The organism is Salipiger sp. H15, assembly GCF_040409955.1.
GTDB lineage: Bacteria > Pseudomonadota > Alphaproteobacteria > Rhodobacterales > Rhodobacteraceae > Salipiger.
On record NZ_CP123387.1, the window covers coordinates 151845 to 174491 of the forward strand.

Sequence of the window (22647 nt, forward strand, 5' to 3'; positions counted from 1 at the left end):
TGTCCCATGACAACTGCCCTGCGCAATGACGCCGGCTCGCCGGACCTGATCCGGGAAAAGGCGCTGTGGATGCGGCGCACCGCGCTGAAGATGGTCTACGACAAGCAGCTTGGCCATATCGGCGGCGACTACTCGGCGACCGACATCCTTGCCACGCTCTACTTCGGGGTGCTGCGCTACGACTCGGCGCGCCCCGACTGGGAGGCGCGGGACCGGTTCGTCATGTCGAAGGGCCACGCCACCGGGGTGCTCTACTCGGCGCTCTGCGCGGCGGGCTATTTCCCCGAGGACTGGCTCGGCACCTACATGGGCCCGCACTCGAAGCTGAACGGCCACCCCAACCGAAACTACCTGCCCGGGGTCGAGACCAACACCGGCCCGCTCGGCCATGGCTTTCCCGTGGCGCTCGGCATCGCCATTGCCGGGCAGATCACCGGCGCGGAGTACCGCACCTACGTGCTGACCGGCGACGGCGAGCAGCAGGAGGGCTCGAACTGGGAGGCGGCGATGACCGCCGGGCACCGGAAGGTGGCCAATCTCACGCTGATCGTCGACCGCAACCGGCTGCAGCAGGGCGCGGGCACCGAGGAGACCAGCGCGCTCGACCCGCTCGACGAGAAGTACCGCGCCTTCGGCTGGGAGGTGGTCGAGGTGGACGGGCACGACATCCCGGCGCTCCTGGAGGTGCTGGGCAGCCCGGTCGGGTCGCGCAAGAAGCCGCTCTGCGTCATCGCCAACACCGTCAAGGGCAAGGGCGTGTCCTTCATGGAGGGGCTGGCGAAATGGCACCACGGCGTGCCGAGCGCCGAGCAATACGAACAGGCAATGAAGGAGCTGGTCTGATGGCCGAGGCAGCGACCCTTACCCCCGAGACCTTCGACTGCCGCAAGGCCTGGGCCGAGACGATCGAGGCGCTGGCGGCAGCGGACGCGCGCATCACCGTGGTGGTGAACGACAGCGTCGGCTCGTCCAACCTCGGCGGTTTCCGCGAGAAGTTCCCCGACCGGCTGATCAACGTCGGCATCGCCGAGCAGAACATGGTCGGCGTCGGCGCGGGGCTGGCGAACGGCGGGCGCATCCCGTTCGTGTCGGCGGCGGGCTGCTTCCTGACCGGGCGCGCGCTCGAGCAGATCAAGGCCGATGTCGCCTATGCCGGGTTCAACGTGAAGCTGGTCGGCCAGTCGCCGGGCATCGCCTATGGCGAGCTTGGCGCGACGCACCATTCGATCGAGGATTTCGCCTGGCTGCGGGCGCTGGGGCCGATCACCATCGTCGCGCCCTCGGACCCGTGGGAGACCGCCGAGGCGGTGAAATGGGCCGCCGCGCACGAGGGGCCGGTCTACCTGCGGATCTCGCGCATGAAGGTGCCGGGGCTCAACGTGCCGGGCCGGGTCTTCACCCCGGGCAAGGCCGAGCCGCTGGCCGAAGGCGCGGACGTGACGCTGATCGCCAACGGCACCACGGTGCATCTTGCGCTGGCGGCCTCCGGGGTACTGGCGGGCGAGGGGGTCTCGGCGCGGGTGCTCAACATGCACACGGTCGCGCCGCTCGACGATGCGGCGGTGCTGGCGGCGGCCGAGGAGACCGGCGCGCTGGTCACCGTGGAAGAGGCGCTGGTGCGCGGCGGGCTTGGCGGCGCGGTGGCAGAGCTCACCTCGGCCAACAAGCCGGTGCCGCTCGAGCGGGTCGGCTTCCCGGGCTTCATGCCGACGGGCTCGGTCGACTTCCTCTTCGCGGAATTCGGCCTGTCCGCCGCGGGTATCGCCGCCGCCGCGCGGCGGGCGCTGGCGCGCAAGAGCGGCTGAGCCATGCGCATCCTCGCGCTCGACCAGGGCACCACCAACACCAAGGCGCTGGTGGTGGACGCAAGCGGCGCAATACTTGCCCGCGCCGCCACCGGCACCAGCACCGACTATCCCCGGCCGGGCTGGGCCGAGCAATCCGCCGCCGCCATCTGGGCGGCGACGCGGCAGGTCATCGGCAGCGTGGTCGAGGCGGTGGGGTCGGGCACGATCGACGGCATCGCGATCTCGAACCAGCGCGAGACGCTGGTGCTCTGGGATGCCGCCACCTCCGAGCCGGTCGGCCCGGCGATCCTCTGGCAGTGCCGCCGCACCGCGCCGGACTGCGCGGCGCTGATCGCGGCGGGGCGGAACGCCGAGGTCGAGGCGGCGACGGGGCTCGGCATCAACCCGCTCTTCCCGGCGTCGAAACTCGGCTGGGCGCTGCGCGAGCGCCCCGAGGCCCGCGCCCTGCTGGCGCAGGGCCGGCTGCGGGCGGGCACGGTCGATGCCTGGCTGCTGTGGAACCTCTCGGGCGGCGCGGCCTTCGCGACCGACCATTCCAACGCCTCGCGCACGCAGCTTTTCGACACGGCAAGGCTGGCGTGGGACCCGGATCTCACGGCGCTCTTCGGTGCCAGCCTCGAGGCGCTGCCCGCGCCCATGCCCTCGGACAGCCGCTTCGGCGAGACCGCGCCGGGCGCGACCGCGCTGCCCGGCGGCGTGCCGGTGCTGGCGATGATGGGCGACAGCCACGCGGCGCTCTACGGCCACGGCGTGCGCGGCCCGGGGCCGGTCAAGGCGACCTACGGCACCGGCTCGTCGCTGATGACCCTGACCGAGGGGCGCGTGCATTCGCGCCACGGGCTCTCGAGCACCATCGCCTGGACAGACCGGCACGGCACGGCCTACGCGCTCGAGGGCAACATCACCGTCTCGGCGCAGGCGGCGGCCTTCATGGCGGGGATCCTCGGGCTGCCCGATGCACGGGCGCTGTCGGATCTCGCGCAGACCGTGCCCGACTCCGGCGGCGTTGCCTTCGTGCCGGCGCTGGCCGGGCTCGGCGCGCCGCATTGGGACGATGCCGCGACCGGGCTCGTCACCGGCATGACCCATGGCACCAGCCGCGCCCATCTTGCCCGCGCGACGCTCGAGGCGATCGTGCTGCAGGTGGCGGATGTCTTCGGCGCGATGGAGGCGGACCGGGGCGCGCCGCTCGAGGGGATCAGCGCTGACGGCGGCGCCTCGTCGAACGGGTTCCTGATGCAGCTTCAGGCCGAGGTGCTTGGCCGTCCGGTCTCCGTCACCGGGGCCGAGGAGGTGGGGGCGCTGGGTGCGGCGGCCATGGCCTTTGCCGGGCTCGGCGTGTCGCTGCCGCCGCCCGGCGGAGAGACCCGCTACGCCCCGGCCCAGACGGACGGAACGGCCCGCGCGGCGCTGCGCGCCGGGTGGCGGGCGGCGGTGGAACGCTGCCGGTTCCAGCCAGGCTGAGGCGCGCGCGGCCGGGGTCCGACCGCGCGAACCGGCGCAAAACGATGAGCGCCCACCTCTCCCGGAGAAAGCCGCCTATCCCTTCGGAGAGCGGCGCGCCCAACAGTCACTCCCGGCCATCCCTGCGCGGATCTGGAGCGATTGCGGCCTTTCGAGCTAGGTTTGATCAACGCCACACGGAACCTCCGGTGGCTGGCAACGCAGCTCGAAAGGGGACATCAAATGGTTCAAGGACTCCTGAAACTGGCCGGGTATCGCGTCGAGTATGTCTGCGACTGGGGCACCTACGAGCGCCGCTACGGGGACATGGAATACTACGTCAACCTTCCGATCACCCGCGACATGAAGGTTGCACCGCCCTGGGCCGAGAAGCGCATCGTCCGCAAGGCCTGAGCCGGGTCGGCAAAGTGAAGGACGGGTTCCGCGCGGGCCTCAGGCGATGCGCGAGACCACCGAGAAGTCGGAACCGCTGAACCTAAGCCGCCAGGACCTGGCGTCGATCCCGGTTCCCGCCGCCGTCCGGTGGCCCGCCACGGCGAGCGTCTCGCCGGTGAGCCGCGCCCCGGCAACCCCGCCATCGGAAAAATGCACCCGCGCGGCGCTCTCGCCGCCCTCCGGCGGCGCCGAGATCAGCCGGCCCCTCGCACCCGGGTAGAGATGGGTGTGAAAGGCCTCGAGCTCGACCATCAGAACCCGCTCAGCGCGTCCAGCACGATGCCCATGGTCGTGGTGATATGCGCGCGCGCCAGCTCCTCGGCCCGCAGGTCGTCCTGCGCCTCGATCGCGTCGATGATCTCGACGTGCTGGACGTTCGACACCTCGACCTGCTCGCGGGTGAAGAGGATCGGCAGGCGCAGGTTCCAGTAGTTGTACTGGGTGCGCTCGTGCATCTCGATGAAGAAGGCGTTGCCCGAGGCCTCGACGATCAGGCGGTGGAACTCGCGGTCGAGCGCGTTCAGCTCGGCGCGGCTGAGGCCGGAGAAGTTGGTCATCTTCTCGGTCAGCCCGCGCAGCGTGGCGATCAGCGTGTAGGGCCGGCGCTTGGCGGCGAGCCGGGTGGCGTAGCCCTCGATGGCGATCCGGCTCTCGAACAGCATCGGCACGTCGGCCGGGTCGATCTCGTCGACGACCCAGCCCTTTTCGCGAGCCACGAAGCCTTCGCCCTGCAGCCGCAGCAGCGCCTCGCGCACCGGCGTGCGCCCGACGCCGAGCGTCTCGCTGATCTCGTCCTCGACCAGCCGGGTGCCCGGCTTGTATTCCAGCGTCAGGATCTTCTGCCGCAGGATGTCGTGGACGTTCGCCGCGAGAAGCTTGCTGCCGTTCTTTCTGACCATGTCGTGTCCCATGTCCCTGCCTTGCGTGTGTTAATGGGCCGAATCCGCATAGTGATCAAGGAACTGCCGCGTGCGCGCCTCGCGCGGGGCGGCAAAGAACTCGGCCGCGGGGCGATCCTCGACGACGTGCCCGTCGCACATGAACACAGCCCGGTCGCAGAAGCTGGCGGCGATCGACATCTCGTGCGTCGCGATCATCATCGTGTAGCCGAGGTCCGCGAGGCCGCGGATGGTCGAGATCACCTCCTTGCTGAGCTCAGGGTCGAGCGCGCTGGTCGGCTCGTCGAGCAGCAGCACCTTGGGCTCCATCGCCAGCGTCCGGGCGATTGCGACGCGCTGTTGCTGCCCGCCCGAAAGCTGGCTGGGATAGGCCCCGGCCTTCTCGGCCAGCCCGACGAGCGCAAGCAATTCCAGCGCCTTGACCCGCGCCTCCTCGCGGCTGCGGCGCAGCACCTGCACCGGGCCGGACATGACATTGTCGAGCACGGTCATGTGGCGGAAGAGGTTGAAGCTCTGGAACACCATGCCGATGGCGCGGCGCTGGCGGGCGATCTGACGGTCGGGCAGCTGGTGCAGCCGCGTGCCGCGCGCCTCGTAGCCGATGAGCTCGCCGTTCACGTGGATGCGACCGCCGTTGATCGTCTCGAGGTGGTTGATGCAGCGCAGCAGGGTGGACTTGCCCGAGCCCGACGGCCCGAGCAGCGCGACGACCTGGCCGCGCGGCACCTTGAGCGAGATGCCCTTCAGCACCTCGAGCGGGCCGTAGGACTTGCGCACGTTGTCGATGGAAATGATGGCTTGGGTCATGGGGCTCACCGCAGGGGGAAGGTCTTTTCCAGCACCGTCTGGATGCCGGTCGCGAAGGCGGTCATCACCAGGTACCAGACCGCCGCGACGGTCAGCAGCTCGACCACGAGGAAGTTCGACGAGTAGATGTCGGTGGCGATGCGCAGCAGCTCGAGATAGCCGATGGCCGAGGCGAGCGAGGTGGACTTCAGCATCATGATGTACTGGTTGCCGCCCGCCGGAAGGATGATCCGCGCCGCCTGCGGGATCACCACGCGGCGCATCACCTGCGCCCGCGTCATGCCGAGCGCCCGCGCCGCCGCCTGCTGGCCCTGGTCCACCGCCTGGATGCCGGTGCGGATGATCTCGGACATGTAGCCCGCCTCGGCCAGCGACAGGCCGATCAGCGCCGCGACGAAGGGGGTGACGAGCTGCGTCGTCTGCGCCTGCAGCAGCAGGACGTCGGTGAAGGGCAGGGGGATGCGGATCTCGCCGAACATGATCGGTACGGCGTTGAACCAGAACAAGAGCTGGATCAGCATCGGCGTGCCGCGGAAGAAGTAGACGTAGATGGCGGCGAGCGAGGCCATGATCGGGTTGCCCGAGACCCGCATCAGCGCCACCACCAGCCCGACGCCGCAGGCCAGCACCATGGCGAGCGAGCCCAGCACCAGCGCGTTGCGCGCGCCGATCAGGATCTGCCGGCTGAAGAGGTATTGCACGAAGAGCCCGGGGTCGAGGATGCGCGCCTCGATCCCGGCGCGCAGGATGGCAAGGACGAGGCCGAGGCAGAGGAAACCGAGGAGCCAGGCCCCCCAGTTCCGCCGATGCACGACCTCCTGCGCCGGTTCCGGCGCGAGGTGTGACTGTGCTGCGGTCATCATCAGCGATCGGTCCTCAGCGCTTGCTTGCGGGCAGGTTGATCGAGATCTCGGGCAGCGCCGCGCCCTGCATCCCCCACTCCTCGAGGATGGCGAGGTAGCTGCCGTCCTCGAGCATGCCCTGCACCACCTCCTGGAAGAGCGGGGTCAGCGGGCTTTCCTTGGGGAAGGCCCAGGAGGTGACGTATTTCACCAGCAGGTAGTTGCCGTCGGCGATGACATAGGTGTCGGGCGTGCCCGAGAGCATGAAGACCAGCGCCGGGAAGTCGCCGATGTAGCCGTTGACCCGCTTGAGGTCGAGCTGCATGCGGCTGTCGGGCGCGCCGGGCAGCTGCTCGGCGGTGATCGGTCCCTTGCCGGCGCTCTCGCAGGGCGGCCGCCGAGGCCGCCTCGACCGCCGCCATGATCGTCCGCCCGCCCAGCATGGTAGAGACGGAGTCGCCGCAGAAGTCCATGATCGTGCTGTACTTCCCCTCGTCCTCCTTGCGCAGCAGGATCGAGGCGCCGGACATCATGTAGTTGACGAAATCGACCTTCTGCTCGCGCTCCTCGGTGTCGGAGATGCCGCCCGAGGCCATGTCGAAGCGTTTCGCCTCGAGCCCGGGGATCAGCGCCGAGTAGTCGGCCTGGCGGTATTCGAGCCTGAGCCCGAGCCGGTCGGTGATCTCGGCCAGCAGCCCGGCCGAGACGCCCACGGGCACGTCCTCGCCGTCGCGCCGGTACTCGACCGGCGGGAAGGTCTGCTGCGAGCCGACGGTCAGCACGCCCGCGGCCCTGATCCCGGCGGGCAGCTTGGCGGCAAGCTCGGGGATGACCCCGGCGCCGGCCGCGCCCGCCATCCCGAGGAGGGCGGACAGGGCCGCGATGGTCAGCGTGTTCTTGATCTTGTTCATCTTTTTCTCTCCCTGTTGTCTGGCGGGTCAGCGCGTCGCGGCGGATTTTCCGGGGATCTTCGACGGGTTGGGCCGGTCCGCGTCGGGGCATTCGGCAGCGGCCTCGAAGGTGTCGATCACCGAGCGGATGTAGGGCTCGGGGAAGCCGTGGGCGCGCAGGCCGGTCGGGATGTGGTCCCAGTAGTAATGCGGCGGGCGCATCGGGATGTCCGGGGTGATCAGCCGGTAGGTCCAGCAGTCGTAGGTGCGGCCGTCCTCGCCCAGCACGGTGACCGTGCAGCGCTCGAAGTCGTCGTACTCGTCGTTGAAGTGGATGCCGTCGTGCTCGAACACCATGCCGAGCGCGTCGTTGCCCCAGGCGTCCTTGCAGCTGTTGTTGAAGTGGCACCAGCCGCGGTCGGCGCGGTCGCCCGCGGCGTGGAAGGTCAGCCGGTGGTTCGGCGCCTTGGCCTTGGTCACCAGTGTCGCGTTGGGCATGAAACGGCGGAGTTCGGCGTCGTCGAGCCAGGTGCAGTAGCCAAAGTAGTACATGACAATCCTTCATCCTTTGCGGGCCCGGCCATCGCCGGAGCCCGCAGTATCCTTGGGTGTTTCGGGCCGCTGGGCCCGGTCGTTGCGAGAGCATCGCGCCTAAGCGCATACGACAACATATACGAAGAAATATACGAAACAAGACGGTATTTTGCGCCCCGGGATTTCCTCGTCAAGCATCTGTTTTCAGGCGGTTTTCTTCTGGTCTTCCGGGGTCCTGCGGATCTCGAGCACGACGCCGGCGCGGGCCTTGGTGTCGAAGTAGCAGAAGCCGGATTCGTCGGTCTTGCGGCCGCGCGCGACCACGCCGAGCCCCAGGGCCCGGCCCTCCGTCTCGGCCGCGGAGAGGTCCGGCACCTCGAAGCCGAGCTGGTAGAGACCTTCGCCATGCGCATCGAGGTGGCGCTTCTGCGGGCTGTCGAGACGGCCGGGATCGCAAAGCTGGATCTGCACGTTGTCGAGGTCGCAGCACATGTAGCGCATGGCTTTCGATGCGGCCTCGTTGGGCACCTCGAAGTCGCGATAGGTGCCGGTCTTGGGGTAATCGTACCACGGACCGATGCCGACGCTTTCGTAGAAGCGCTGCGTGGCCTCGAGATCGTGGACCAGGATGCAGACGTGGTGGAGTTGCTTGAAGATGGGCATTTTTGGCCTTTCACTGCCGATGTGCGTGGATTTGCAACATATACGAAGTCGTATACTGTTATTGGCGCCGCAGGGATGTCAAACCGGACGAGAGGATCCGGCGTGGGGCGGGGCGATGCCATGCCGAAGCGGCCCGCGCCCGATGGGGCGGTTCCGGAGGAGCTCGGAAGGGGAGCGGAGGTCTAGCGGGCGCTGCCCGACAGGCGGTAGCGCGGCCCGGGGTGCAGGGCATAGACCTGCGTCACCACGCGGTCGTTGTTCCAGGTACGCCGCTGCAGCAGCAGGCAGGGATCGCCGCGCGAGATCTGCAGCATCTCCGCCTCGTCCTCGTCCGGCAGCACCGCCTCGACGATGACGTCGATGTTGGTGATCGCCGCGCAGCGCGTGAGATAGGCGTTGGGCGTCTCGGTGCGGAAATCCTGCGCGAGGTAGTCCGGCGCCACCGCCGGGTTCACGTAGCGGTTCTCGATCTGGATCGGCGTGCCGTTCTCGGAATGCACGATCACCGAGTGGAAGAGCTCGGCCTCGGCCCCCAGCCCGAAGGCCTCGCGCAGCCGGGCCGGGGCGGCGATCCGCTCGAGCAGCGCGACTCGCATGTCATGGCGATGCCCGCGCTCGCGGATCTCCTCGGCGATGTTGCGCACGTCGAGCATGGCCGAGCTGGGCTTGGGCTCCGAGACGAAGGAGCCGACGCCGTGGATGCGGGTGATCTTGCCCTCGGCGGCCAGCTCGCGCAGCGCGCGGTTGGCGGTCATCCGGCTGACGCCGAGCCCGGCGACGATCTCGTTCTCGGAGGGGATGCGGTCGTTCGGGGCCAGCACGCCGGTGCGGATCTGCGCCTCGAGGTAGAGCTTCACCGCCTCGTAGAGCGGAACGCCCTGCGAGAACCGCCTGAACTCCTGCTCTGCCGCCGACTTTCCGGGCACTGCTTCCTCCGCTGCCTGCCGCGCCCCTCCGGGCGCCGTGCGGACCATGCCACCAAGCGGCGCGGCGATCCACCGCAAAGCACATGGTTCCCTATACATCCTTGCGCCGCCTGACCCAGCGGCAGCCGGGGCAGGGCGAGCGACGCAGTCAATTGCGCCATTGTGCGGCTGTGATAGCCTCGCCCCGGGGAGGAGTTCGCAGGTGCTCGAGTTCAGTCACGATCCTTGGTTGGTTGCGGCGTCATTCGCCGTGGCCCTGTTTGCGGGTTTCAGCGGGCTGTCGCTGCTGCGCGGCGCGTCGGGCCTTCCGCCCGGCCAGCGCAAGAAGCTGGTGGTGCTCGCCGCGGTGGTGCTGGGCGGCGGCATCTGGTCGATGCATTTCGTCGCCATGCTCGGGCTGCAGCTGCCGGTGCTCTTCTTCTACGACGGGCTGGCCACGCTGATCTCGGCGCTGGTGGCGATCCTGATGGTGGGGCTGGCGCTGCTGCTGCTGCATTTCGGCCGCCGCACGCGGCCGCGGATGGCGCTGGCCGGGGCGGTGCTCGGCGGCGGCATCGCGGCGATGCACTATATCGGCATGCTGGGGATGGAGCTCTGCGGGCCGGTGTTCGGCCCGGCAGGGGTGGTGGTGGCGCTGCTCGCGGCGGTGGGGCTGTCGAACCTCGCGATCTGGACCGCCTATGGCACGCGCACGCGCGGGCACATCCTGCTTGGCACGCTGTGCTTTGCCGTGGCGGTGGTCAGCATGCATTTCATCGCAATGGCCGGGACCGAGTTCTCGCGCGAGGCGGTGGCAAGCAGCGCGGGACCGGCGCTGAGCAATGCCCTGCTCGCCATGCTGGTCACGCTCTCGTCCTTCGTCATCAGCGGCGTCGCGCTGCTGAGCGGGGTCTCCTTCTTCACGCCCGCCGAGGCGCAGGAGACCGGGGTCCGCGCCGTGCCGCCGATGCCCGCTATCCCGGCTCCGGACAGCCCGGCTCCGGCAGCCGCCGCGCGGGCGCCGTCCGGGGCGCAGGCAAGCTCGCTGCCGGTGCCTTTCGAGCGCGACGGCAAGATCCATTTCGCGGAATCCTCGGCGATCGCGGCGATCCGGGCCGAGGGGCATTACACGGTGATCTACACCGGCAAGCAGAAGCATCTCAGCCCCTGGTCGATCACCGAGGCCTGCGCCCGGCTTGAGCCCTACCGCTTCATCAGGGTGCATCGTTCCTACCTGATCAACCCCGCCCACGTCAGCCATTTCCAGCGCACCAAGGACACCGGGGTCTGCTTCTTCAAGGGGATCGAGACCTTGGCCAAGGCGCCGGTAAGCCGCTCGCGGCTGGCCGATGTGAAGTCCGCGCTCGGCGTCTGACTTCGCATTTCGTGCAAGCAGTTCGCATTTCGTGAACGAAACACCGGCATTCGCGTCCCGGCATTAGGAGGCCCGCGCGACTTGTCCGAAACTCCCGCCAACGGCATCGCCACGTATGCCGCAGGGAGGACACATCATGATACCAGCCGGGTTCGAATACCATCGACCCGCCGATCTCGCGTCGGCGGTGGCGCTCCTGCAGGAGCACGGGGACGAGGCGCGCGTGGTCGCGGGCGGCCACAGCCTGATCCCGATGATGAAGCTGCGCATGGCAGAGCTTGGCCACCTCGTCGATCTGCAGGACATCGGCGAGCTGAAGGGCATCGAGGTCGGCGGCACGAGCGTCACGCTCGGCGCGATGACCACCCAGCACGAGCTGATCTCGCACGCCGGGCTGGCCGCGGCGATCCCGCTGCTGCGCGAGGCGGCGCTGCAGATCGCCGATCCGCAGGTGCGCTACCTCGGCACCGTCGGCGGCAACGTGGCGAACGGCGATCCGGGCAACGACATGCCCGGGCTGATGCAGTGCCTCGGCGCGAGCTTCGAGCTGCACGGCCCCGGGGGCACCCGGCAGGTCGCGGCGCGTGACTTCTACGAGGCGGCCTATTTCACCGCCCGCGAGGAGGACGAGATCCTTACCCGCGTGATCATCCCCGTGCCCGCGCCCGGCACCGGCTACGCCTATGCCAAGCAGAAGCGCAAGATCGGCGACTATGCCACCGCCGCGGCGGCGGTGCTGGTCGGCACGAGCGGCGCCTCGGTGGCGATGACCAACCTTTCCGACACGCCGGTCTGGTCCGAGGAGGCCGGGGATGCGCTGGCGGCGGGCGACGTCGAAGGCTGCGTCGCGGCGATGCTGGCGGCGATCGACCCGCAGGAGGACATGCGCGGGCCCATCGCCTTCAAGAGACACGTGGCGGCGGTGATCCTGCGCCGCGCCGTAGGCAGCGCGCTCGCGCGCCGGACGTAAGGGGGGAATTCCATGAGCAAGATGCACGTCAAGTTCACGCTGAACGGCCAGGAGGTCGAGGGGCTCGCCGAGCCGCGGATGCTGCTGATCCACTTCCTGCGCGAGAACCTCAAGGTCACCGGCCCGCACATCGGCTGCGAGACCAGCCATTGCGGCGCCTGCACCGTCGACATGAACGGCAAGTCGGTGAAGTCCTGCACGGTCTTCGCCTGCCAGGCCGAAGGGGCCGAGATCACCACGGTCGAGGGGCTGACCAACCCCGACGGCACGCTCGGCGTGCTGCAGGAGATGTTCCGCGAGCACCACGGGCTGCAATGCGGCTTCTGCACGCCGGGGATGATCACCCGCGCGCACCGGCTGCTGCAGGAGAACCCGACGCCGACCGAGGAGGAGGTGCGCTTCGGCATGTCCGGAAACCTCTGCCGCTGCACCGGCTACCAGAACATCGTCAAGGCGATCCTCGCCGCGGCGGACCAGCTCAACTCCCACCAGGAGGCCGCGGAATGAAGGACGAGGTTCAATCCCCCGAAGAGCGCAGCGCCGGCCTGAAGGGCATGGGCTGCTCGCGCAAGCGGGTCGAGGACGTGCGCTTCACGCAGGGGCGCGGCAACTACGTCGACGACATCAAGCTCGACGGCATGCTGCAGGGCGACTTCGTGCGCTCGCCCTATGCCCATGCGCGCATCGTCTCGATCGACACATCGGCGGCGCTGGCGGTGCCGGGCGTGCTGGCGGTGCTGACCGCCGCCGATCTCGCGCCGCTGGGCCTGCACTGGATGCCGACGCTCGCGGGTGACAAGCAGATGGTGCTGGCCGACGGCAAGGTGCTCTTCCAGGGCCAGGAGGTCGCCTACGTCGTCGCCAGGGACCGCTACGCCGCCGCCGATGGCATCGCCGCGGTGGTCGTCGATTACGAGGACCTGCCGGTCGTCACCGACCCGTTCAAGGCGATGGCCCCGGACGCGCCGGTGCTGCGCGAGGATCTCGCCGGCCAGACCGAGGGCGCGCATGGTCCGCGCCGCCACCACAACCACATCTTCACCTGGGAGCAGGGCGACAAGGAGGCCACCGAGGCGGTCCTCGCCGGCGCCGACGTGGTGGCCGAGGAGATGGTCTACTACCACCGCACCCATCCGATGCCGCTGGAAACCTGCGGCTGCGTGGCGTCCATGGACAAGGTCACCGGCAAGCTGACGCTCTGGGGCACCTTCCAGGCGCCGCACGCGGTGCGCACCGTGGCCTCGCTGATCTCGGGCATCGCCGAGCACAACATCCGCGTCATCAGCCCCGACATTGGCGGCGGCTTCGGCAACAAGGTGGGGGTCTACCCGGGCTACGTCTGCTCGATCGTCGCCTCGATCGTCACCGGCAAGCCGGTGAAATGGGTCGAGAGCCGGATGGACAACCTGATGTCCACCGCCTTTGCCCGCGATTACTGGATGCAGGGCAAGATCGCCGCCACCAAGGAGGGCAGGATCACCGGGCTGTGGTGCCACACCACCGCCGACCACGGCGGCTTCGATGCCTGCGCCGATCCCACCAAGTTCCCCGCGGGCTTCATGAACATCTGCACCGGGTCGTATGACATCCCGGTGGCCTATCTGGCGGTGGATGGCGTCTACACCAACAAGGCGCCGGGCGGGGTGGCCTACCGCTGCTCGTTCCGCGTGACCGAGGCGGCGTATTTCATCGAGCGGATGATCGAGGTCCTCGCGATCAAGCTGAACATGGACGCGGCCGAGCTGCGGCGGATCAACTTCATCCGCAAGGACCAGTTCCCCTACCAGTCGGCGCTCGGCTGGGAATACGACAGCGGCGACTATCACACCGCCTGGGAAAAGGCCCTGAACGCCGTCGGTTACGAGGCGCTGCGCAAGGAGCAGGCCGAGCGGCTGGAAGCCTTCAAGCGCGGCGAGACCCGAAAGCTGATCGGCATCGGGCTGACGCATTTCACCGAGATCGTCGGCGCGGGCCCGGTGAAGAACTGCGACATCCTCGGGCTCGGCATGTTCGACAGCTGCGAGATCCGCATCCACCCCACCGGCTCGGCCATCGCCCGGCTCGGCACGATCAGCCAGGGGCAGGGCCACGCCACGACCTTCGCGCAGATCATCGCCTCCGAGATCGGCATTCCCGCCGATGACATCACGCTCGAGGAGGGCGACACCGACACCGCGCCCTACGGGCTTGGCACCTACGGCTCGCGTTCCACCCCGGTCGCCGGGGCGGCCACGGCCATGGCGGCGCGCAAGATCCGCGCCAAGGCGCAGATGATCGCCGCCTACCTGCTGGAGGTGCATGACGACGACGTCGAGTTCGAGGTCGACCGCTTCGTGGTCAAGGGCGCACCCGAGCGCTTCAAGACGATGAAGGAGATCGCCTTCGCCTCCTACAACCAGGCCATCCCGGGGGTGGAGCCGGGGCTCGAGGCGGTCAGCTACTACGACCCGCCCAACATGACCTATCCCTTCGGCGCCTACATCTGCGTCATGGAGATCGACGTCGACACCGGCGAGCACGAGGTGCGCAGCTTCTACGCGCTCGACGACTGCGGCACCCGGATCAACCCGATGATCATCGAGGGCCAGGTGCATGGCGGCGCGACCGAGGGCTATGCCATCGCGATGGGGCAGGAGATCGCCTACGACGAGATGGGCAACCACAAGACCGCGACGCTGATGGACTTCTTCGTGCCGACCGCCTGGGAGACGCCGCACTATACCACCGATTTCACCGTCACCCCGAGCCCGCATCACCCGATCGGCGCGAAGGGCGTGGGCGAAAGCCCGAACGTCGGATCGGTGCCGTGCTTCTCCAACGCCGTGCACGATGCCTTCCGGCCCTTCGGGCTGGTGCAGAGCCACATGCCGCACGACCACTGGCGGATCTGGAAGATCGCCGAGGATCTCGGCCTGCACGCCTGAGGCGTGCCGCGCGGCGGCGGGCGCTGAGCCTGCCACCGCGACACCGGCAATCGGGGCGCGCAACTCGGGATGGGGACCCGGCGCGCTCCTGCCCGTGCCACGCAGGGTGGTGGGACATGTCCGCCCATGCCGTGGCCGGGTCGGCTCGGGGCGCGTCGTGGGAAGGGGACATCCCGCGGCGCGCTCCGGGTCCATGAACGAGGAACCTTATGACCACCGCACCGCAGACAGAGCTGAAGCGCGCCCTCGCGGCCGCCGGTTACGTGGCCGACGACACGCTGGCCATGGCGCTGCACCTCGCCGTGACGCTGGGCCGTCCGCTGCTGCTCGAGGGCCCGGCGGGGGTGGGCAAGACAGAGATCGCCAAGGCGCTGGCCGAGGTCCGGCAGGCGCGGCTGATCCGGCTGCAATGCTACGAGGGGCTCGACGCCTCGCACGCGATCTACGAGTGGAACTACCAGCGCCAGCTGCTCGCCATCCGGGCCGACGGCGCGCGCGAGGAGACGCTGTTCTCCGACCGCTTCCTGCTCCGGCGCCCGCTGCTCGAGGCGATCACGCAGGCCGAGCCGCCAGTGCTGCTGATCGACGAGATCGACCGCGCCGACGAGGAGTTCGAGGCCTACCTGCTGGAGATCCTCTCGGAGTTCCAGATCACCATCCCCGAGCTCGGCACCATCACGGCGACGACGCGGCCGCTGGTCATCCTCACCGCAAACGGCACGCGCGACCTGTCGGACGCGCTGCGGCGGCGCTGCCTCTATGCCTATGTCGACTACCCGGACCGCGACACCGAGCTGGCGATCCTCGCCCGGCGCGGCCCGGCGCTCGAGGCGCGGCTGGCGCGGCAGATCGTCGGCGTGGTGCAGGCGCTGCGCCGCGAGGAGCTGGAGAAGAAGCCCGGCATTGCCGAGATGCTGGACTGGGCGGCGGCGCTTTCGGGGCTCGGGATCAACGACCTGACCGAGGACCGCGCCGCGCTGCAGGCGACGCTGGTCTGCCTTCTGAAGACCGCCGCCGACCGCGACGCGGCCCCGCCCGAGCTGCTCGACCGCATCATCGGCAAGGTGGCGTGATGCAGGCGACCCGCTTTCCCGCCCGCGCCGAGGGTCTGGCCGACCGGATGACCGGCTTCGTCGCGCATCTGCGGATGAACGGCCTGAAGCTCGGCCCGCAGGAGACTTCGGACGCGCTGGCGGTGCTGGCCGAGGTCGAGGCGACCGACCCGGATCAGGCGCGGCAGGCGCTGAAGGTGCTGCTGGTGCCGGATGCCGAGGGCTGGCGGAATTTCGACGCGCTTTTCGACGCCTACTGGTTCAACGCCGGCCGCACCCGGCAGCGCAGCACCAGCGCCCATGTGCGCACCCAGTCGGCGCGCCCGCAGCTCTGGCAGGCGCATCTTGGCGGCGATGCCGGCGGGGCGGAGGGCGAGGGCGAGACGGCGCCCGGCAGCGGCGAGGGCGCGGCCGAGGGCATCGACGGCCGGCTGATCGCCACCCGCACGCAGAACCTGCGCAAGCGCGACCTGCGCGAACTGATGGACGAGGAGAGCCGCCGCGCCGCCGAGCGTGCGGCCCGTGATCTCGCCCGCGCCATCCGCGACCGCCGCTCGCGCCGCCGCCGGCAGGCGCTGCGCGGCTCCCAGCTCGACCTGCGCCGGATCCTGCGCGCCTCGCTCGCGCGGGGCGGCGAGCCGCTGGACCTGCACCGCCGGACCCGGCCCGAGCGGCCGATGCGCATCGTCGCGCTCTGCGACGTGTCGGGCTCGATGACGGTCTACGCGCGGGTCTTCCTCGCCTTCATCAAGGGGCTGGTCGACGCCGACACCACCGCCGACGCCTACCTCTTCCACACCCGGCTGTTGCGCGTCACCCCGGCGCTGCGCGACCGCGACAGCCTGCGCGCCGCCGGGCGGCTGAGCCTGATGGCCGAGGGCTTCGGCGGTGGCACCGACATCGGCGCCTCGCTTGCGGCCTTCGCCGATGCCTACGCGGCGCGGGCGCTGTCGCGCCGGACGGTCGTGATCGTTCTTTCGGACGGCTACTGCACCGGCACGCCCGAGGCGCTGGCCGCCGCGCTCGCGCGCATCCGGCGCAGGGCGCGGCGCATCGTCTGGCTGAACCCGCTGCTCGGCTGGACGGGCTACGCGCCTGTCGCCGCCGCCATGGCCGCCGCGCTGCCGCATCTCGACGCGCATCTGCCTGCCAACACCATCGACGCGCTTGCCGCGCTCGAGACCGAATTCGCACGGCTCTGAGAGGAGAGGAGCACAATGTCAGGGTTCGACTTCTTCGACGAGATCGACCGCCAGCGCCGCAGCGGCCGGCCGTTCTGCGTCGCCACCGTGGTGCGCACCGCGGATGTCACCTCGGCCAAGGCCGGGGCCAAGGCGGTGGTGACCGAGGGCGGCGAGATCCTCGGCCATCTCGGCGGCGCCTGCGTCAAGCGCGCGGTGCTCAGCGCCGGGCGCGAGGCGCTGGCCAGCGGCCAGACCCGGCTGATCCGGGTGAAGCCCTCGGACAAGGTCGTGACGCTCACCGATGCCGACGGCGCGCAGGTGTTCCGCAGCGGCTGCCCGTCGGGCGGCACGGTGGACCTGCTGCTGGAACCCTACGAGCTGCCGCCGCTGCTGGTGATCTTCGGCGACACGCCGATCAGCCGGGCGCTGGCGCGGCACGCGGCGCTGGCGGGCTACCGGCTGGCGCTGCCCGAGGGCAGCGAGGGGCCCGACAGCGCGGCGCGCTTCGTGGGGGCTGATCTCTCGGGGCTGCAGATCGGGCCGCGCGATTTCGTCGTGGTGGCGAGCCAGGGCGTGCAGGACCTTGCCTGCCTGCGGGCGGCGCTGGAAAGCCCGGCCGAGCGGGTCTCGATGGTGGCCTCGCGGCGCAAGGCGGGCACGCTCTGCGACAAGCTGGCCGGCGCGGGGCTCGAGGGCGGCCACATCGCCCGGCTGAAGTCGCCCGCCGGGCTGAACATCCACGCCATCGACCCGCAGGAGATCGCGCTCTCGGTGCTCGCCGAGATCGTCCTGTGGCGCAACACCGACCGCGCGCGAGAGGGAGACCACCATGAAAGCCTTGCGTAGCTGGCTGCGCCGCTTCCGGGCCGCGCCTGCGCCGCTCACCCCCGAGGAGCAGGAGCGCATCCTGCTCGAGAGCCACCCCAGATGCTGCTGAAGAAAGGCTGACCGCACCATGGAACTAAACGACGACCTGATCATCCCGGCCCCGAAGGAGACCGTCTTCGCGGCGATCCGCGATCCCGAGGTGCTGCGCCGCTGCATCCCCGGCTGCGAGGAGCTGGTGCAGCTCGCCCCCGAGGAATTCGAGGCGGCGGTGGTGCTGAAGATCGGCCCGGTCAAGGCGCGGTTCGGCGGCAGGGTGGTGCTGGACACGGCGGGCGGTCCCGACCGGTTCAGCCTCACCGGCGAGGGCAAGGGCGGCGCCGCCGGGTTCGCCAAGGGCGGCGCGGATGTCACCCTGACCGAGGTCGAGGGCGGCACGCGCCTCAGCTACGCGGCCAAGGCCGAGGTCGGCGGCAAGATCGCCCAGCTTGGCAGCCGGCTCATCCAGGGCACGGCCAAGAAGCTTTCCGACAAGTTCTTCACCGCCTTCGCGGCGGAGGTGACCGAGAGCCGCGTCGAGTGAGGCGGGGAGGGCGGGGCTGACGGCCCCGCCCGGCCGGCTCAGGCCGCGAGCTTGCGCTTCGCCGCCGCCAGCTTGCCCGCGTAGTCGAGCGCGGCGAGCATGTTGACGTGGTTGGCCTTGCCGGTCCCGGCGATGTCGAAGGCGGTGCCATGGTCGACCGAGCAACGGTCGATCGGCAGGCCGAGCGAGACGTTCACCGCCGTGTCGAAGGCGATGAGCTTGATCGGGATGTGGCCCTGGTCGTGGTACTGCGCGATCACGAGGTCGAAGGCCCCGGTGTTGGCGCGGTGGTAGACCGTGTCGGCCGAGATCGGCCCCTGCACGTTGATCCCCTCGGCCTTTGCCATCTCGACGCCGGGCGCGATCTGCCTGTCGTCCTCGCTGCCGAAGAGCCCGCCCTCGCCGCAATGCGGGTTGATGCCGGCGACCGCGATGCGCGGGTTCTCCAGCCCCATGCGGCGCAGGTGGTTGTGGCCGATGCGGATGGTCTCGAGCACGCGCTCGGGCGTCGCGCGGGTGATCGCGTCCTTGAGCGAGACGTGGGTCGAGACGTGCAGCACGTTCAGCGTCGGCGAGGCGAGCAGCATCCAGCTCGACTTGCAGCCGGTGAGATGCGCCAGCATGCCGGTGTGGCCGTCGTAATGGTGCCCCGCCGCGTTCAGCGCCGCCTTGTTGATCGGCGCGGTGACGATGCACGAGGCCGCGCCCGAGCTGGTCAGTTCGACGGCCTTGTTGATGTACTGGAACGAGGCCTCGCCGCAGGCGTCGGAAAGCACGCCGAACTTGCCCGGAAGGCCATCCACCGGCACGTGGATGACCTGCAGCGCGTCTCCGGCGCCGGTGCCCTGCGGGCGCAGCTTCAGGTCGAGATCGCAGGCCCGGACGGCGCGGGCCAGCGTGTCCTCGTCGCCGATCACGGCGTAGCGGGCGCGCTCGGCGGGCGAGAGCCCGGCCATGGCCTTGACGGTGACCTCGGCGCCGACCCCGGAGGGGTCGCCCATGGTGATGACAATCGGGTGTTCGGACATGGTGGTCCCTCCGGTAAGATCGTGGCGCGCCCTCAGCGGGGCGGCAGGTCGCTGGCGTTGAGGCAGCGCGGCGGCATGTCGCCGGCAAAGAGCGCGTCGAGGCTGTCGATCACCATGAGGCCGACATTCTCGAGCGCCTCCTTGGTATCGGCCCCGGAGTGCGGCGTGAAGACCGCTCGGGGATGGGCGAAGACCGGGTGCGACACGTCGGGCGGCTCGGAGACATAGGCGTCGATGGCGACAGCGCCGAGCCGGTCCGCGGCCAGCGCCGCGGCCACGGCGTCGAGATCCACCACCTCGCCGCGGGCGAGGTTGATGAGCTTGGCGTCGGGCTTCATCAGCGCGAGGGTCTCGGCGTTGATCAGCGCGGCATTGCCGTCGCCGCCGAAGACGTGCAGCGAGACGTAATCGGCCCGCGCCAGCAGCTCTTCGAGCGGCAGGAAGGTGATGCCGTGCTGGGCGGCGAAGGTCTCGTCTGGGTACTTGTCGGTGGCGATGACCGTCATGCCGAGACCCAGCGCCAGCTTCGCCAGCCGCTTGCCGATGTTGCCGAGCCCGACGATGCCGAGCGTCTTGCCGCCGAGCTGCGTGCCGATGCGCCGCTCCCAGCCGCCGCTCGTCACCGAGACATGGCCCTGCGGGATCCAGCGCGCCATCGAGAACATCAGCCCCACCGCCAGCTCGGCCACCGCGTCGGCGTTGGCGGCGGGCGTGTTGCAGACCGGCAGGCCCGCGGCGGTGCAGGCGGGGATGTCGATGTTGTCGACACCCACGCCGTGCTTGATCACCGCGCGCAGGTTCGGCCCCTGCGCCAGCGTCTCGGCGGTGACCGGCACGAGGCCGACCACCAGCGCGTCGGCGCGGGCGATGTGCTCGGACAGGCCGCCGTCGGGCAGGCTGGTGTCGGTGCAGCGGATGAACTCCCAGCCGCGCGCCGCGATCAGCTCGGGCACCCGCCCATGCTTGCCGAAGCCGGGCGAGGTGGTGACGACGACGGGTCTTGGCGCGACCATCAGAAGAGCTCGTATTTCTTCAGGATGGCCTCGATCTGCTTGTCCTGCTCGGGGTCGGGCAGCAGCGCGGGCTGGCGCGAGGCGCCGACCGAGTGGTCCATGACCCAGAGCGCGCGTTTCACCAGCGCCGGCGGGAAGCCCAGCTTGTAGAGGTCGGTGCGGAAGGCGCCGTAGATCGCCTGCGCCTCGGCCGCGCCGGCCTCGTCCCCGGCGTTGAAGCAGCGGACGATCTTCGCGAGCACTTCGGGCATCACGTTGCCGAGCCCCGAGATCGCGCCCTTGGCGCCGTTCTGGAACGACCAGTGCACGAGGTGGTCGGGGCCGGAATAGACGTCGAAGCCCGCTTCCTCGCGGCCGACGGCCATGTACTGCTCGAGCGTCTCCTGCGCGCCGCCGGAATCCTTGATCCCGGCGATGTTCGGGTGCTTCGACAGGATGCGCGCGGTCTCGGGCTCGATGTGGTTCTGGGTGCGGGCGGGGATGTCGTAGAGGTAGACGGGCGTCTCCACCGCGTCGGCGACGGTGGTGAAGTGGCGCACCAGCCCGTCCTGCGTGCAGGCGATGAAGAACGGGGTGATCACCGCGATGCCGTCGACGCCGATGCGGTCGAATTCGCGGGCCAGCGCGACCGTCTCGAAAGTCGCGGGCATGCCGGCGTTGACGATCACCTTGGCGCGGCCGGCCACCTCGTCCACCACCTCGCCGGTCAGCTTCACCTTCTCGTCGAAGGTCAGCGCCGAGAAGTCGCCGTTGGTGCCGGCGCACATGATGTTGTTGCCGGCGGCCACCTGGCGGCGCACCTGGGCGCGGGTGGCGTCGAAGTTGATCGTCTCGTCGTCGTTGAAGCAGGTGACCAGCGCGACGAAGGCTTCTTTTTGCGAAGTCATGGGATTTCCTGGTTATTGGTGCTGCGTGGCGCGGTCACGGACGATCGCGCGCGAGATGTAGGGCCAGGCCGCCGAGAGCACGGTGAGCCCGAGGAACAGCAGGGTGATCGGCGTCGAGATGAACGAGAGCACGTTGTCCTGGTTCTGCAGCAGGCCCCGGCGCAGGTTGGATTCGAGCAGCGGGCCGAGGATCAGCGCGATGCAGAGCGCGGCCTGGCTGAAGCCGAATTTCTGCATGCCCCAGCCCAGCACGCCGAAGCCCACCATGGTGTAGAGATCGACCGGGTTGAGGTTGATCGAGAAGGCGCCGATGAAGCAGAACACCACGATCGACATGGCCAGCAGGCGGCGCGGGATCATCAGAATGCGGCTGAAGACCGGGATCAGCGCCATGCCGAAGATGAACATGAAGATGGTCGCGATGAAGGTGCCGCCGAACATGCCGACCACCACGTCGGGGTTGGTCTGGAACAGCATCGGTCCCGGTGCGAGGCCCTGGATCAGCAGCCCGCCCATCAGCACCGCGGTCACCACGTCGCCGGGGATGCCGAGCGCCAGCAGCGGGATCAGCGCGGCGGCGCAGACGGCGTTGTTGGCGGATTCCGTGGCGGCGATGCCGGGGGCGTAGCCGGTGCCGAACTTCTCGGGGGTCTTCGAGGCGCGGCGCGCCTCGTTGTAGGCGATCCACGAGGCGGTGCCCGAGCCGGTGCCCGGCACGATGCCGATCAGCGTGCCGATGATCGAGCCGCGGATCAGCGCGCCCTTGCTCTCGGACATCTCGGCGCGGGTCGGCCAGCGGCCCGAGACGCTCTTGATCGGCTCCTCGCCGCCGGCGATGCGCTCCATCTGGGTGAAGACCTCGGAGAGCGCGAAGAGGCCGATCAGCGCGGGGGTGAAGGCAAAGCCCGAGGCAAAGCCGTGGATGCCGAAGGTGTAGCGCATGACGCCCGAGATGGGATCGGCGCCGACGGTCGAGATGAGGATGCCGAGCAGGCCCGAGATCGCGCCCTTCAGCAGGTCGCCCGAGAGCGAGGCGATGATGGTCAGGCCGAAGAGGGCGAGGGCGAAATATTCCGGCGCGCCGAACTCGAGCGCGATGCCGGCCAGCTGCGGCGCGAGCGTCGCGAGCACGACCGCGGCGATGAGCCCGCCGATGGTCGAGGCGATGGTCGCCATGCCGAGCGCGCGTCCCGCCGCGCCCTTCTGCGCCATCGGGTAGCCGTCAAGCACGGTGGCCGCCGAGGCCGGGGTGCCGGGGGTGCGCAGCAGGATCGACGAGACGCAGCCGCCGTAGATGCCGCCGATGTAGATGCCGATCAGCATGTTGAGCCCCATCACCGGGCTCATGCCGAAGGTCATCGGGATCAGCAGCGCGACGCCCATCGTCGCGGTCAGCCCGGGAAGCGCGCCGATGACCAGCCCCCCGAAGGTTCCGAGCGCGATGGTCAGCAGGACCTGCGGCGCGAAGAGAGGTGCGAGAAAGGCGATTGTGTCCATGACGACCCTGCATCCGTGTCGATGCGCCGCGGCGGGCGGCGCGAGAGGGGAAGGACCGGGGC

General features: G+C 69.6%; 24 protein-coding genes and 1 pseudogene. 12 read left to right on the forward strand and 13 right to left on the reverse strand.

Annotated features, from left to right (window positions below; genetic code table 11):
* Positions 1-6 precede the first annotated feature (6 nt).
* The 4 genes from PVT71_RS25285 (at position 7) to PVT71_RS25300 (ending at position 3665) form a co-directional block, all read left to right on the forward strand.
* Entirely contained in the window at positions 7-843 is an 837-nt protein-coding gene (locus tag PVT71_RS25285; RefSeq protein WP_353476266.1) for a transketolase, read from the forward strand.
* Complete coding sequence (locus PVT71_RS25290) at positions 843-1805, forward strand: transketolase C-terminal domain-containing protein (RefSeq protein ID WP_353476267.1); 963 nt, start codon at positions 843-845, stop codon at positions 1803-1805. The genes PVT71_RS25285 and PVT71_RS25290 overlap by 1 nt, the downstream gene beginning before the upstream one ends.
* 3 nt (positions 1806-1808) lie before the next feature.
* Positions 1809-3272: an FGGY family carbohydrate kinase gene (locus PVT71_RS25295; RefSeq protein WP_353476268.1), complete on the forward strand. Its 1464-nt coding sequence runs from the start codon at positions 1809-1811 to the stop codon at positions 3270-3272.
* A gap of 222 nt (positions 3273-3494) precedes the next feature.
* Positions 3495-3665, forward strand: coding sequence for a hypothetical protein (locus PVT71_RS25300; RefSeq protein WP_353476269.1), 171 nt, complete (start codon positions 3495-3497; stop codon positions 3663-3665).
* 39 nt (positions 3666-3704) lie between these two features.
* Here PVT71_RS25300 and PVT71_RS25305 read toward each other — a convergent pair whose 3' ends face one another.
* The 9 genes and pseudogenes from PVT71_RS25305 to hutC form a co-directional block, all read right to left on the reverse strand.
* Entirely contained in the window at positions 3705-3959 is a 255-nt protein-coding gene (locus PVT71_RS25305) for a hypothetical protein (RefSeq protein ID WP_353476270.1), read from the reverse strand.
* Positions 3959-4606, reverse strand: coding sequence for a GntR family transcriptional regulator (locus PVT71_RS25310; RefSeq protein ID WP_353476271.1), 648 nt, complete (start codon positions 4604-4606; stop codon positions 3959-3961). Before PVT71_RS25310 ends, PVT71_RS25305 begins: the two co-directional genes overlap by 1 nt.
* A gap of 30 nt (positions 4607-4636) precedes the next feature.
* Complete coding sequence (locus PVT71_RS25315; RefSeq protein ID WP_353476272.1) at positions 4637-5413, reverse strand: amino acid ABC transporter ATP-binding protein; 777 nt, start codon at positions 5411-5413, stop codon at positions 4637-4639.
* Positions 5414-5418: 5 nt separating this feature from the next.
* Positions 5419-6276 (reverse strand): amino acid ABC transporter permease, encoded by an 858-nt coding sequence (locus PVT71_RS25320; protein WP_353476273.1) that lies wholly within the window; start codon positions 6274-6276, stop codon positions 5419-5421.
* A gap of 13 nt (positions 6277-6289) precedes the next feature.
* Entirely contained in the window at positions 6290-6580 is a 291-nt protein-coding gene (locus PVT71_RS25325; RefSeq protein ID WP_353476274.1) for a transporter substrate-binding domain-containing protein, read from the reverse strand.
* Between the two features lie 109 nt (positions 6581-6689).
* Positions 6690-7166: pseudogene (locus tag PVT71_RS25330) on the reverse strand (transporter substrate-binding domain-containing protein); the annotation flags it as partial.
* Positions 7167-7193: 27 nt separating this feature from the next.
* Positions 7194-7697 carry a gamma-glutamylcyclotransferase family protein gene (locus PVT71_RS25335; protein ID WP_353476275.1) on the reverse strand — a complete coding sequence of 168 codons (504 nt, stop codon included), beginning with the start codon at positions 7695-7697 and terminating at the stop codon, positions 7194-7196.
* Between the two features lie 186 nt (positions 7698-7883).
* Positions 7884-8342, reverse strand: a complete 459-nt coding sequence (locus tag PVT71_RS25340) for a VOC family protein (protein ID WP_353476276.1) — start codon at positions 8340-8342, stop codon at positions 7884-7886.
* Positions 8343-8524: 182 nt separating this feature from the next.
* Positions 8525-9268, reverse strand: coding sequence for a histidine utilization repressor (gene hutC / locus PVT71_RS25345; protein WP_353476277.1), 744 nt, complete (start codon positions 9266-9268; stop codon positions 8525-8527).
* 250 nt (positions 9269-9518) lie between these two features.
* On the opposite strand from hutC, the gene PVT71_RS25350 reads away from it, so the two are divergent.
* From PVT71_RS25350 to PVT71_RS25385, 8 genes are all read left to right on the forward strand, one after another.
* Positions 9519-10622, forward strand: coding sequence for an MHYT domain-containing protein (locus tag PVT71_RS25350; RefSeq protein WP_353476278.1), 1104 nt, complete (start codon positions 9519-9521; stop codon positions 10620-10622).
* A 136-nt stretch (positions 10623-10758) separates the two neighbouring features.
* On the forward strand, positions 10759-11592 hold the full coding sequence (locus PVT71_RS25355) for a xanthine dehydrogenase family protein subunit M (RefSeq protein WP_353475977.1): 834 nt from the start codon (positions 10759-10761) through the stop codon (positions 11590-11592).
* A gap of 12 nt (positions 11593-11604) precedes the next feature.
* Positions 11605-12099, forward strand: coding sequence for a (2Fe-2S)-binding protein (locus PVT71_RS25360; protein ID WP_353475978.1), 495 nt, complete (start codon positions 11605-11607; stop codon positions 12097-12099).
* Positions 12096-14516 carry an aerobic carbon-monoxide dehydrogenase large subunit gene (locus PVT71_RS25365; protein ID WP_353475979.1) on the forward strand — a complete coding sequence of 807 codons (2421 nt, stop codon included), beginning with the start codon at positions 12096-12098 and terminating at the stop codon, positions 14514-14516. The genes PVT71_RS25360 and PVT71_RS25365 overlap by 4 nt, the downstream gene beginning before the upstream one ends.
* 209 nt (positions 14517-14725) lie before the next feature.
* Positions 14726-15589, forward strand: a complete 864-nt coding sequence (locus PVT71_RS25370; protein WP_353475980.1) for a MoxR family ATPase — start codon at positions 14726-14728, stop codon at positions 15587-15589.
* Positions 15589-16770 carry a VWA domain-containing protein gene (locus PVT71_RS25375; protein ID WP_353475981.1) on the forward strand — a complete coding sequence of 394 codons (1182 nt, stop codon included), beginning with the start codon at positions 15589-15591 and terminating at the stop codon, positions 16768-16770. The genes PVT71_RS25370 and PVT71_RS25375 overlap by 1 nt, the downstream gene beginning before the upstream one ends.
* 15 nt (positions 16771-16785) lie before the next feature.
* Positions 16786-17598, forward strand: coding sequence for an XdhC family protein (locus PVT71_RS25380; RefSeq protein ID WP_353475982.1), 813 nt, complete (start codon positions 16786-16788; stop codon positions 17596-17598).
* Positions 17599-17707: 109 nt separating this feature from the next.
* Entirely contained in the window at positions 17708-18160 is a 453-nt protein-coding gene (locus tag PVT71_RS25385; RefSeq protein WP_353475983.1) for a carbon monoxide dehydrogenase subunit G, read from the forward strand.
* Positions 18161-18198: 38 nt separating this feature from the next.
* Here the strand turns inward: PVT71_RS25385 and pdxA are convergent, their stop codons facing one another.
* From pdxA to PVT71_RS25405, 4 genes are read right to left on the reverse strand one after another with little or no spacing between them, the layout of a single operon-like run.
* Positions 18199-19188, reverse strand: a complete 990-nt coding sequence (pdxA, locus tag PVT71_RS25390; RefSeq protein WP_353475984.1) for a 4-hydroxythreonine-4-phosphate dehydrogenase PdxA — start codon at positions 19186-19188, stop codon at positions 18199-18201.
* Between the two features lie 32 nt (positions 19189-19220).
* Positions 19221-20201 carry a phosphoglycerate dehydrogenase gene (locus tag PVT71_RS25395; RefSeq protein ID WP_353475985.1) on the reverse strand — a complete coding sequence of 327 codons (981 nt, stop codon included), beginning with the start codon at positions 20199-20201 and terminating at the stop codon, positions 19221-19223.
* Positions 20201-21088 (reverse strand): dihydrodipicolinate synthase family protein, encoded by an 888-nt coding sequence (locus PVT71_RS25400; RefSeq protein WP_353475986.1) that lies wholly within the window; start codon positions 21086-21088, stop codon positions 20201-20203. Before PVT71_RS25400 ends, PVT71_RS25395 begins: the two co-directional genes overlap by 1 nt.
* 12 nt (positions 21089-21100) lie before the next feature.
* Positions 21101-22585 (reverse strand): tripartite tricarboxylate transporter permease, encoded by a 1485-nt coding sequence (locus tag PVT71_RS25405; RefSeq protein WP_353475987.1) that lies wholly within the window; start codon positions 22583-22585, stop codon positions 21101-21103.
* Between the last annotated feature and the right edge of the window lie 62 nt (positions 22586-22647).